The organism is Moritella marina ATCC 15381 (assembly GCF_008931805.1).
Lineage (GTDB): Bacteria > Pseudomonadota > Gammaproteobacteria > Enterobacterales > Moritellaceae > Moritella > Moritella marina.
In genome coordinates this window covers 4583556-4595280 of record NZ_CP044399.1, presented here as the reverse complement: position 1 = coordinate 4595280, position 11725 = coordinate 4583556, and the positions used below count along the sequence as shown (strand labels likewise).

The following is an 11725-nucleotide window of genomic DNA, read 5'->3' as shown; positions in this document are numbered from 1 at the left end:
CTGAGTAAATAATCCCTAAAACGCAATTCAATGACTTATAAACGAGCAAAGTCATTAAATAAGGCAAGTCCCGTTAGTAGCATAATAATGACTGAACCGATTTTAAAACCGAACTCTTGGATCTTTTCAGATACAGGTCGACCAGTAATAAGTTCAAATGTGTAATACACTAGATGACCACCATCTAGTACTGGCAGTGGCATTAAATTCATTAAGCCTAAATTAACACTAATTAAAGCCAAGAAACCTAAGAAATAAACCAAACCATAATCAGCACTGGCACCAGCACTTTTGGCAATAGAAATAGGGCCACTTAGGTTATTTAGCGAAATGTCACCTGTAATTAAGCGACCTATCATCTTAAAGGTAAGCGCGGTTAACTGCCAAGTACGCTCCACCGATTGTTGCACTGAATCTAGAATACCATATTGAATATCAACAAGATAATCTTCAGGATAACTGGCTACAACAGGTGCAACGCCTAAATAACCTTTAAATGAACCATCAGTACCCGTTTTGCCTTTTGGTGTCATTGTTAATTCTAGTTGTTGGCCATTACGCAGTATACTTACCGCTAATGTTTGATCTGGACTATTTTGTACTTTCTCTACCAGCATCGCCCAGCTATCAATTGGCTGTTGTGCAATGGCAATTATTTTGTCACCCGCGAGCAATCCCGCTTTTTCGCCGGCTCCGCCTTTAATGACTTCAGCCAGTTCTTGACTCACGGCAGGTCGGTAAGGTGTTAATCCCATACTTGTGATCGGTGATTCACGCTCCGGATCAAACTGCCACTCACTAAGATCAACCTGTCGAGAAACGGTATAATTCGTCTCCTCTAAATATAACTGCATCACCATTGACGGTTCGCCCATATGCTCAATCAGTTTAAGACTCACGTCGTTCCAATCTTGCACTTTTTGACCGTCAATTGCGGTAATAATCGCTTTATTTGTAACGCCAGCGTCAGCCATTACAGAATGCGGGACAACTTCGCCTATCACAGGCTTTACACTCGGCACACCGATCATGAACATAAACCAAAATGCCACAATCGCTAACGCGAAATTAGCTAATGGCCCAGCGGCCACAATGGCGATCCGCGCTAATACAGGTTTGCGGTTAAACGATTGCGATTTTAATTCTTCAGGTACATCATCCACACGCTCATCGAGCATCTTCACAAAGCCACCAAGGGGGATCATCGCTACCGCATATTCAGTGCCATCTTTACCGGTGCGCATCCAGATGGTTTTACCAAAACCAATCGAAAAACGTAATACTTTAACACCACAACGACGGGCGACCCAAAAATGACCAAATTCATGTATAGCAACTAAAATACCTAGGGCAACAATAAATGCACCTAGATTCCATAAAGACGATATCATTTTGTTACTCTGCTTATTGTTTGTTGGGCGTCAATTCGCGCCATTGCATCAATCTCAATCAATGCATCAATACTTTTTGCTTCAGAAAAAGTTAAAGCTTCCAAAACCGTCGCATTTACACGGGCTATATCCGTAAAACCAATTTGTCCGGTTAAGAAGGCATCAACCGCAACCTCATTGGTCGCGTTTAATGTTGTTGTTGCCACTTGACCTTGGTAACACGCATCAATCGCTAATTTCAAACAAGGGTAACGCGTATAATCAGGTTTCAAGAAAGTCAGTTCACCCATCTCGAAAAAATCGAGCGGTTTAACACCTGAAGGAATACGTTTTGGATAAGCCATTGCGTGGGCAATTGGGGTACACATATCCGGTTCACCCATCTGGGCTAATACTGAACCATCTGTGTATTGCACCATAGAATGAATCACTGACTGGGGGTGGATAACCACTTGGATCTGAGATTCATCCGCATTGAACAGCCATTTAGCCTCGATATACTCTAAGCCTTTATTCATCATAGTCGCAGAGTCTACTGAGATCTTCTGACCCATAGACCAATTAGGATGTGCACAAGCTTGTGCAGGAGTCACTGCTGCCAAGTCAGCAATATTGCTATAGCGAAATGGTCCGCCAGAACCGGTTAACAGGATCTTACTGATCCCCTCTGCAATCAGATCACAAAACCCGAGGTTATTTTGCACCGCTACAGGCATAGCCTGGAATATGGCGTTGTGTTCACTATCAATCGGTAATAGCTCAGCGCCGCTGGCTTTTACTTCATCCATAAACAAAGCACCAGACATCACTAACGCTTCTTTGTTTGCCAGTAAAATACGTTTACCAGCACGTACAGCAGCTAAGGTTGGCATCAGTCCAGCAGCACCAACAATCGCAGCCATCACCATATCATTCTCATCAAGCGCGGCAACCTGGCATAGAGCATCGCGCCCTGATAACACTTCAGTAGAACAGTTAAGTGATTTTAGTTGTTGCGCTAACTGGCTCGCAGCACCGTCATTAAGCATCACTGCATAACAAGGTTTAAACTCTAAACATTGCGCCAGCATCTCAGTAACATTACTATTAGCGGTTAAAGCCAGTACCCGAAAGCGCTCAGGATTTTGACGAATAACAGCAAGGGTACTTTTACCGATCGAGCCGGTTGCACCCAGTATCGTTAATCCAATCACAGTAACGCTCCCTTAAAAACAAACTAAATAAATAACAGCAAATACCGGTAATGCAGCCGTTAAACTATCTATACGATCTAAAATGCCACCATGGCCAGGTAATAATGTTCCACTGTCCTTTACGCCCGCTTCACGTTTGAACATACTCTCATTAAGATCACCTAATGTTGATGAAATTGAAGTAACAAAACACGTGAACAAAACTATGACAAGCTTGGTGCTATCAAGTTCCCCTGAAGGTGAAACAGCCATCACAACGGCAGCAATTAACGCAATAATCATCGACACAGCAACACCACCAAGAAAGCCTTCTCGTGTTTTACCCGGGCTTACTTTTGGTGCTAATTTATTTTTACCAAATTTCTTACCGGTGAAATAAGCACCTGAATCTGCGCCCCACACCAAGAACATCACCAACATCACTAACCATGCACCAGACTGTTGGTCATGCGCGTAATCAAAAGAACGCAGTGCTAACATCGCCCAGAAAAATGGCACTAATGTCACAATACCAAAAACAACTTTCACGAATGTATTCTTAGTCCATGCTTTGGCACTATTAGGATAAGTTAATACTAAGCCTGCACAAATAACCCACCAAATCGCACCAATGCTTAAAATAGCACTGACTAAGGGTACTAAGACAATTTCACCAGCACTGACTTGCCAGATATTACGTACGTCAGGTGGGATAACTAATAATGAAGCACCCAAAATAAGTGAATAACCGACAATGAGGGCGTTCGGTAATTTAGTATTGTTTTTATCAACCAATACAGCCCACTCTTTTGTTGCGAGTATAAAAACACCTGCGATAGCTAGTGCATACCATTGCAGCGGTAACAAAAAAATAGCGGCAAGCGCTAGGGGCGCTAAAATTAATGCAGTCGTGATTCGTTGCTTGAGCAAAACTTGTTCTCCTATTGAAAAACGTTCAGACAATATCTAAACGTTTATATATGTGTTTATTGCTGCTTCGTTAAGATCGCTCTGATCTGAGCACCAGTACCGCCAAAACGACGTTCTCTGTTTACAAAATTAAAGATGGCATCTTCAAAAGCGGCGCTATCAAAATCTGGCCACAAGGTATCAGTAAACAATAATTCTGCATACGCGAGTTGCCACAACAAAAAGTTACTAATTCGGTGGTCGCCACCAGTACGGATCATCAAATCGACCGCTGCTTGGTCAGCCATGGCAATATGTTGCCCGAGCATTTTATCATCAATTTCATCGATACTCACAGCCCCAGTTTTAACCGCGATAGCAATCTGTTTTGCTGCATTGGCAATATCTGATTGACCGCCGTAGTTGGCTGCAATATTAAGTATGAGCTTGGTGTTGTTACGTGTTAACGTTTCAGCCTCAGTAATCTTGGCTTGAATAGCAGGACTAAATGCAGATACATCGCCAATGATTTTTAGGCGGATTTGATTTTTGTGTAATTTCTTAACTTCTCGTGTCAGTACTGTCATGAATAATTTCATCAGCACACTCACTTCAGCTTCCGGACGGCGCCAATTTTCACTACTAAATGCAAATAGCGTTAACGACTCAATTCCCATAGTTAATGCACTACTTACAACTTGACGAACAGACTTAACACCTTCATGGTGGCCTTTAACACGTATTTTGCCACGCTGCTCAGCCCAACGGCCGTTGCCATCCATAATGATTGCAACATGCTTAGGTTTCGAGTCATTAACTAACGCTTCGAGTTCGCTTGAGTTTACCATTACTGTCTTTATCCATTAAAAATACTTTCTTTATCCATTAAAATCTAAAGCGCCGCATCGAAACACGGCGTCTTAAAAGTGGAATCGAAACTACACTTCCATTAAGTCTTTTTCTTTATCTGCTAATACTGTATCAACTTGCTTGATATAAACATCAGTCAGTTTTTGCACTTCATCTTGTGCGCGGCGATCTTCATCTTCACCGATTTCTTTTTCTTTTAGTAAGCCTTTAATGTCGCCGTTTGCATCGCGACGAATGTTACGAATAGCAACACGTGCTTGCTCTGCATCATGGCGAACAACTTTAATTAAGCTCTTACGACGTTCTTCAGTTAGTGCAGGTAATGGAATACGGATATTCGTACCAGCAGATTGTGGGTTAAGACCCAAATCAGACATCATGATTGCTTTTTCTACAGCTTGAACCATAGTTGCATCAAATACTGTAATGCTTAGTGTACGAGAATCTTCAGTACCTACGTTACCAATTTGGTTAAGCGGTGTGCTAGCACCGTAGTAAGAAACTGTAATACCGTTTAGGATACTTGGATGTGCACGGCCAGTACGTACTTTAGATAATTGGCCTTTTAGTGCTTCGATAGTTTTGCCCATACGGGTCTGAGCGTCATCTTTAATTTCGTTGATCACAACGTCTTCCTTAAATTTATTGGCAGTACAAACACTGCTTTAACTATGAGAATTAACTGACATAGTGTAAATCAATTCAATTTAGAGGTCTTGTTATAATCCCCCTAAACTTTAAACTATTGTATTTATTTACTGAAATTGAGACTCAGTTTTATTTCTTTGCTGCATTTGAAATCAATGTGCCTTCAGCTTCACCCATAATAACACGGCGTAAAGCACCTGGCTTCGTCATGTTAAATACACGCATTGGTAAATTATGATCGCGCGCCATAGTGAATGCAGATAGATCCATGATTTTAAGTTCTTTTTCTACAACTTCACGATACTCAAGCGTATCGTAAAATTCAGCATTTGGATTTTTAACTGGATCTTCAGAGTATACGCCGTCAACTTTTGTCGCTTTCAATACAATGTCAGCTTCAATTTCAATACCACGTAAACATGCTGCCGAGTCAGTTGTACAGAATGGGTTACCTGTACCAGCAGAGAAGATTACTACTCGGCCTGTTTTTAATAAACTAATTGCTTCAGCCCAGTTGTAGCTGTCACATACACCACGTAATTCAATTGCAGACATTAAACGAGCATTCACATAAGCACGGTGTAGTGCATCACGCATTGCTAAGCCATTCATCACAGTTGCTAACATGCCCATGTGATCGCCCACTACACGGTTCATACCCGCTTCAGCAAGACCTGCACCACGGAATAAGTTACCGCCACCAATAACCAAACCAACTTGAACACCTAACTCAACAATTTCTTTAATCTCTTGCGCCATGCGATCTAGAACTTTAGGGTCAATACCAAAGCTTTCTTCTCCCATTAGAGCTTCACCACTAAGCTTTAATAAAATACGACGATATGCAGGTTTCGGGTTGGTAGTCATCATGATCTCTTTATCCTAATTGTGGAAAAACCGCAGCCTAAGCCGCGGTCTATATTAAATCTTAAGCAATGATTAAATTATGCTTTTTTTGCTGCTGCTACTGTAGCTGCAACTTCAGCGGCGAAATCATCTTCCGCTTTCTCGATACCTTCACCCACTTCGATGCGGATAAATGTTTCAACGTCTGCGCCTTCTTCTTTAAGAAGTTGACCAACAGTTTTTGAAGGTTCCATGATGAAAGCTTGACCTGTAAGGCTCACTTCACCAGTAAATTTCTTCATACGACCGACAACCATTTTCTCAGCGATTTCTTGTGGTTTGCCACTGTTCACTGCGATGTCGATTTGGATCGCTTTTTCTTTTTCAACAACTGAAGCTGGTACATCTTCAGGTTTAACGAATTCAGGCTTAGCTGCTGCTACGTGCATAGCGATTTTCTTAGCTAATTCAGCGTCGCCGCCTTTAAGTGATGTAACAACACCGATAGTACCGCTGTGTACGTATTCAGCTAGGTTTTCACCTTTAACTACAACTGAACGACGAACATTGATGTTCTCGCCAATTTTAGCAATAAGGTTAGCACGCGCTTCTTCAACTGTTAATTCAGCATCAAATTTAGCAGCTAGTAGTGCTTCAGCTGAATCGAATTCACCAGCGTGAGCTACTTCAACAACTTGGTTAGCAAATGCTAGGAAGCTTGCATCTTTTGCTACGAAATCTGTTTCTGAGTTGATTTCAACTAGAACAGCAACGCCGTTAGCAACTTTAGTTTTGATCACGCCTTCAGCAGCAATACGACCAGCTTTTTTAGCCGCTTTAACAGCGCCTGATTTACGCATGTTCTCGATTGCTAATTCCATGTCGCCTTCAGCAGCAACAAGCGCTTTCTTACAATCCATCATACCTGCAGCTGTACGTTCGCGCAGTTCTTTAACCATTGCAGCAGTAATTGCCATGGGTAATTTCCTCAATTCTTATACAAAAAAAAACAGGAGCCATATGGCTCCTGCTAACTAAATAGTGCACTTAGTTAATAAGAGCATCGATCAAATCGAAAAGCTATTATTTAGCTTCTTCGATGAAGTCGCTTTCAGCTTGTGCAGCGATGTCTTGATTACGGCCTTCATTTACAGTTGCTGCTACAGCACCTGCATAAAGTTTGATAGCACGGATCGCATCATCGTTACCAGGTACAACGAAATCGATGTTGTCTGGGTTTGAGTTTGTATCAACAATAGCTACTACTGGGATACCTAGGTTGTTAGCTTCTTTAATAGCGATGTGCTCGTGGTCAGCATCGATAATGAAGATAACGTCAGGTAAACCGCCCATAGTTTTGATACCACCAAGGCTTTTCTCTAGTTTTTCCATTTCACGAGTGTTCATTAGAGCTTCTTTCTTAGTAAGTTGCTCGAATGTACCGTCTTGTGATTGTGCTTCTAGAGTAGTTAGACGTTTGATTGATTGACGAACTGTTTTCCAGTTAGTCAACATACCGCCTAACCAGCGGTGATCAACGTAGAACTGGTCACATGAAAGTGCAGCTTCTTTGATTGTTTCGCCAGCAGCTTTTTTAGTACCAACAAAAAGAACTTTACCTTTTTTGTCTGCAACGCTTTTGATGAAACCAAGAGCTTCGTTGAACATAGGTACAGTTTGTTCTAAGTTGATGATATGTACTTTACTACGAGCACCGAAAATGAATTGCTTCATTTTTGGGTTCCAGTAACGAGTTTGGTGACCGAAGTGAACACCAGCTTGTAGCATATCGCGCATTGATACAGTAGCCATTATAAATTTCCTTTGTTTTGTATGGGGTTAGGCCTCCACACATCCCATTTTTTCGACTTCAACTTCTAAGTAATAGTAAGATAATCAAACAGTTACCAAACAAAGCAAAAGCACCCCGATAAATGTGCCGATGTGTGTGTGATTTATATAAAATATGTGTGTATGAAGTTAATAAACAACCTGTAACAGAAATTTGTTAATTCATTGCGCGCTTTATACCATATACAGATAAATAGCACAAATTTTTGTCACGCGATTTTTTTTCATTTATACGATTGAATAACGCTAATCATCACCTTAATTATCGTTTTTCATGAGGATTTATCCTGCCTATAAATAAATTAATTACGCTATAAATTACCAGCAAAACAGCTATAAATAGTCAGCACTTGATAATGAGACTTTGAATTACAAAAAAATTTATGCTTATCACTCGCATTAGCGTTACAATATAGTCATAAACAAAACATCTATATTCTATATATTGAAGAGTGAAAAATGAGCGTAGTCATTAAAACTGAAGAGCAAATCGAAAAAATGCGTGTTGCTGGTCGTCTAGCAGCACAAGTACTAGAAATGATCGAACCGTTTGTAGTTGCTGGGGTGACCACTCAGGAATTAAATGACCGTTGTCATGAATTCACTTTAGCAAACGACGCATTATCAGCGCCTTTGTATTACCCAAGCTATGATGAAAACGATGATACTGCATTTCCAAAATCGATCTGTACATCAATCAACACCGTTGTGTGCCACGGTGTGCCAGATGATCGCCCGCTAGAAGATGGCGATATCCTGAATATGGATATCACAGTGATCAAAAATGGTTTCCACGGCGATACATCAAAAATGTTTTTCATCGGTGAAGTATCTCCGCGTGATAAGCAATTATGCCGCATCTCACAAGAAGCACTCTATGAAGGTTTACGTCAAGTCAAACCAGGTGCGCGATTAAGCCGTATAGGTGAAATCATTGAGAAAAAAATCAAAGCGCACAATAAAGCGAACCCGACACGTAAATACTCAATCGTAGAAGAATACTGTGGTCACGGTATTGGTGACAAATTCCATGAAGAACCACAAGTATTACATTACAAATCTCGCTTCAACGAGAGTAATCAAAACCTAGTGCTTAAAGAAGGCATGTGTTTCACGATTGAACCTATGATTAACGCAGGTAAAAAACACAACGTAGTTGCTGATGATCATTGGACTGTACTAACAAAAGATAATAAAAATTCAGCGCAATGGGAGCACACACTTGTCGTGACTAAAGACGGCTGTGAAATCCTAACATTACGTGACGAAGAAACAATCCCGCGTATCTTAAAAAATTAATTGTAGATAAACACTCATTTTAAAATTAGTTCACATGGGAACCGCGCCTGCAGTTCCCATTTTTCTATCGAACTCCAGGAAGGCGTCGTATGGATACAACTCAATATGTTCCCGCATTACTCGCAGATGAAGAGTTAACCCTTAGTCATTGTAAAACACACATGCAAGAGTTTCAGTCTTGGCTTGAACAGCGCTTCTTTGATGGCGATGATATTATTGCGTTAGTATCTTGCCGCGCAGAATACATGGACCAATTGTTGAATCGTCTTTGGCAAAAGTTTACCTTATCCACACATTCGGAATTAGCACTGGTTGCCGTCGGCGGTTATGGCCGTGGCGAATTGCACCCTAAATCAGACATAGATCTGCTGATCACCACGACGACAACCTTAACCACAGAGCAAGAGCAGGCTATATCGCTCTTTATCACCATGTTATGGGATCTGCGCTTAGAGGTCGGACACAGTGTTCGCACTATCGAAGAGTGTTTAGAGAAGGGCTTGGGCGACATCACAATTGCGACCAACCTATTAGAATCGCGCTTGATCACAGGCTCGGAAGACACTTATGCACAACTACAAGACATTATAGATCCGGAAACATTCTGGCCAAGCCAAGATTTTTTCCAAGCCAAGCATGAAGAACAACTTGCTCGACATCATCAATTTAAAGGCTCTTCATACAATTTAGAGCCAGATTTAAAAAGCAGCCCAGGTGGATTACGCGATTTACAAACTATCCTGTGGATCACCCGCCGTCACTTTGGCTCTAACAGCTTTTTAGAATTAACTAACCATGGTTTTTTAACCAAAGGTGAATACCGCGAACTGGAAGATTGTCAGAATTTTTTATGGCGGGTTAGATTTGCCCTACACCTTGGACTAAAGCGTTGTGATAACCGCTTGCTCTTCGACCGCCAAACAACCGTTGCGGACGCGTTAGGTTATAACGGCGATGGTAATCATGCTGTTGAAACCATGATGAAACAATTTTACCAAACTATTCGTCGTGTTACCGAGCTCAATGAAATGCTACTACAGCTTTTTAATCAGGCGATCCTCGGGCACGTCGGTATGGATGTACGTAACATCACCGCCGATTTCCGTCTCCGTGGCAGTTTAATTGATACCACCAGCACCGATCTATTTACCCGTCGTCCCAGTGCTATTATTGAGCTGTTCTGCCATATTGCAGATAACAAACATATCACTGGTATTTATGCTGGCACCATACGTGAACTCCGTGACGCCAGACGTAAACTCACCATGTGGTTAGAAGACATCCCCGAATGTCGAGAGCAATTCATGCTATTGCTTAAGCATCCTAACGCCAGTGGTTTAGCACTGACGCTAATGCATAAACACGGTGTTATTGCAGCTTACATTCCACAGTGGAGTCGTATTTTAGGGCAAATGCAATTTGATCTATTTCATAATTACACTGTCGACGAACATACCCATCGTTTAGTCAAAATCATTGATTCTTACAAGCGTGATGAAACCAAAGAAACACACCCGTTATGCTGTGAGATATACCCGCGCTTAGAAAAGCCCGAATTGTTACTTATCGCGGCTATTTTTCATGACATAGGTAAAGGTCAAAAAGGTAATCATTCCGAAATTGGCGCTATTGATGTTCGTGCTTTTTGTAAGAAACACGGTATCAACAAAGCCGATCGTAAACTCGTTGCGCGATTAGTAAAATACCATTTATTAATGTCGGTTACTGCGCAGCGCCGTGATATTCATGATCCTGAAATCATTACTGAGTTTGCCCGTACTATTGGCGATCAAGAGCATTTAAATTACCTTTATTGCCTCACGGTTGCCGATATCTGCGCGACCAATGATACCTTATGGAATAACTGGAAAGGTTCATTGCTACGTGAATTATACTTCCTCACACAGCAAGCGCTGCGCCGCGGTTTAGAAAACCCATTAGATGCTAAATTCAGGATCCGTCACAACAAAGATACTGCGTTAGCTTTTTTAGAGAATAGCAGCTTTAGTCTCGAACAGATCCAAGCCTTGTGGGCCACATTCCGCTCCGAGTATTTTTTACGTAACGATCCGGGTCAGATCTGTTGGCACACGACAGGAATTTTGAATCATCAAGATCCAAGCAAGCCCTTGGTGCTCATCAGTCAAAATAGTACCCGTGGTGGTAATGAAGTATTCATTTATGCGAAAGAAAATAAACATCTATTTTCCTCTGCTGTTTCTGCATTAGGTAATAAATGCTTAAACATTCATGATGCTAAGATCACTTCAAGTCGTAATGGCTATGTGCTCGATAGTTTCGTGATCTTAGATCAAACCGGCGATACCCTCGCCGCTGATCGCGTTTACGCATTACAAGAATCATTAGAAACAGTGTTAACAGAGGCTAAAGCGCCAGTATTAAGAAAGCAGCGTATTCCACGACAAATAAAGCAATTCTCGGTAAAAACTAAAGTCACGTTTTTAGCCACCAAGAAAAAACGTACCTTTGTCGAGATCATCACCTTGGATACGCCTGGGTTACTAGCGCGTATTAGCGCGATATTAAGCTCAGAAAATATCGTCTTACATAATGCTAAAATCTCAACAATTGGTGAACGCGCTGAGGATTTCTTTATTATTTCCGGTAATAATAATCAACCTTTATCACCAGAACAGCAAGCGGAATTACGTCATAATCTAATCACCGAATTAGCCGATAGCTAACTGATCGAAAAATAACAATCATCATTTTCTTTGA

At 41.3% G+C, this 11725-nt stretch carries 10 protein-coding genes; 2 read left to right on the top strand and 8 right to left on the bottom strand.

The window, feature by feature from the left end; all coding sequences use genetic code 11:
• Positions 1 to 35: 35 nt before the first annotated feature.
• The 8 genes from rseP to rpsB form a co-directional block, all read right to left on the bottom strand.
• The gene (rseP, locus tag FR932_RS20805) at positions 36 to 1391 is read right to left on the bottom strand and encodes a sigma E protease regulator RseP (RefSeq protein WP_019442087.1); all 1356 of its coding nucleotides are present in this window, start codon (positions 1389 to 1391) and stop codon (positions 36 to 38) included.
• The gene (gene ispC, locus FR932_RS20800; protein ID WP_019442086.1) at positions 1388 to 2584 is read right to left on the bottom strand and encodes a 1-deoxy-D-xylulose-5-phosphate reductoisomerase; all 1197 of its coding nucleotides are present in this window, start codon (positions 2582 to 2584) and stop codon (positions 1388 to 1390) included. Before ispC ends, rseP begins: the two co-directional genes overlap by 4 nt.
• Positions 2585 to 2596: 12 nt before the next feature.
• Positions 2597 to 3493: a CDP-archaeol synthase gene (locus FR932_RS20795; protein WP_019442085.1), complete on the bottom strand. Its 897-nt coding sequence runs from the start codon at positions 3491 to 3493 to the stop codon at positions 2597 to 2599.
• A gap of 56 nt (positions 3494 to 3549) precedes the next feature.
• Positions 3550 to 4320 carry a polyprenyl diphosphate synthase gene (gene uppS / locus FR932_RS20790; protein ID WP_019442084.1) on the bottom strand — a complete coding sequence of 257 codons (771 nt, stop codon included), beginning with the start codon at positions 4318 to 4320 and terminating at the stop codon, positions 3550 to 3552.
• 90 nt (positions 4321 to 4410) lie between these two features.
• Entirely contained in the window at positions 4411 to 4968 is a 558-nt protein-coding gene (gene frr / locus FR932_RS20785; protein ID WP_019442083.1) for a ribosome recycling factor, read from the bottom strand.
• 151 nt (positions 4969 to 5119) lie between these two features.
• On the bottom strand, positions 5120 to 5857 hold the full coding sequence (pyrH, locus tag FR932_RS20780) for a UMP kinase (protein ID WP_026032195.1): 738 nt from the start codon (positions 5855 to 5857) through the stop codon (positions 5120 to 5122).
• 77 nt (positions 5858 to 5934) lie between these two features.
• On the bottom strand, positions 5935 to 6813 hold the full coding sequence (gene tsf, locus FR932_RS20775) for a translation elongation factor Ts (RefSeq protein ID WP_019442081.1): 879 nt from the start codon (positions 6811 to 6813) through the stop codon (positions 5935 to 5937).
• 106 nt (positions 6814 to 6919) lie between these two features.
• Positions 6920 to 7648 carry a 30S ribosomal protein S2 gene (gene rpsB / locus FR932_RS20770; RefSeq protein WP_019442080.1) on the bottom strand — a complete coding sequence of 243 codons (729 nt, stop codon included), beginning with the start codon at positions 7646 to 7648 and terminating at the stop codon, positions 6920 to 6922.
• A 498-nt stretch (positions 7649 to 8146) separates the two neighbouring features.
• On the opposite strand from rpsB, the gene map reads away from it, so the two are divergent.
• Positions 8147 to 8986, top strand: a complete 840-nt coding sequence (gene map / locus FR932_RS20765; protein WP_019442079.1) for a type I methionyl aminopeptidase — start codon at positions 8147 to 8149, stop codon at positions 8984 to 8986.
• Positions 8987 to 9075: 89 nt separating this feature from the next.
• Positions 9076 to 11691 carry a bifunctional uridylyltransferase/uridylyl-removing protein GlnD gene (gene glnD, locus FR932_RS20760; RefSeq protein ID WP_019442078.1) on the top strand — a complete coding sequence of 872 codons (2616 nt, stop codon included), beginning with the start codon at positions 9076 to 9078 and terminating at the stop codon, positions 11689 to 11691.
• Positions 11692 to 11725 lie beyond the last annotated feature (34 nt).

Bases quoted from the DNA above. Each gene is read 5' to 3' on its own strand.
- uppS (WP_019442084.1), bottom strand. From the start codon at position 4,320: ATGGTAAACTCAAGCGAACTCGAAGCGTTAGTTAATGACTCGAAACCT.
- rpsB (WP_019442080.1), bottom strand. From the start codon at position 7,648: ATGGCTACTGTATCAATGCGCGATATGCTACAAGCTGGTGTTCACTTC.
- tsf (WP_019442081.1), bottom strand. From the start codon at position 6,813: ATGGCAATTACTGCTGCAATGGTTAAAGAACTGCGCGAACGTACAGCT.
- pyrH (WP_026032195.1), bottom strand. From the start codon at position 5,857: ATGACTACCAACCCGAAACCTGCATATCGTCGTATTTTATTAAAGCTT.
- glnD (WP_019442078.1), top strand. From the start codon at position 9,076: ATGGATACAACTCAATATGTTCCCGCATTACTCGCAGATGAAGAGTTA.
- rseP (WP_019442087.1), bottom strand. From the start codon at position 1,391: ATGATATCGTCTTTATGGAATCTAGGTGCATTTATTGTTGCCCTAGGT.
- map (WP_019442079.1), top strand. From the start codon at position 8,147: ATGAGCGTAGTCATTAAAACTGAAGAGCAAATCGAAAAAATGCGTGTT.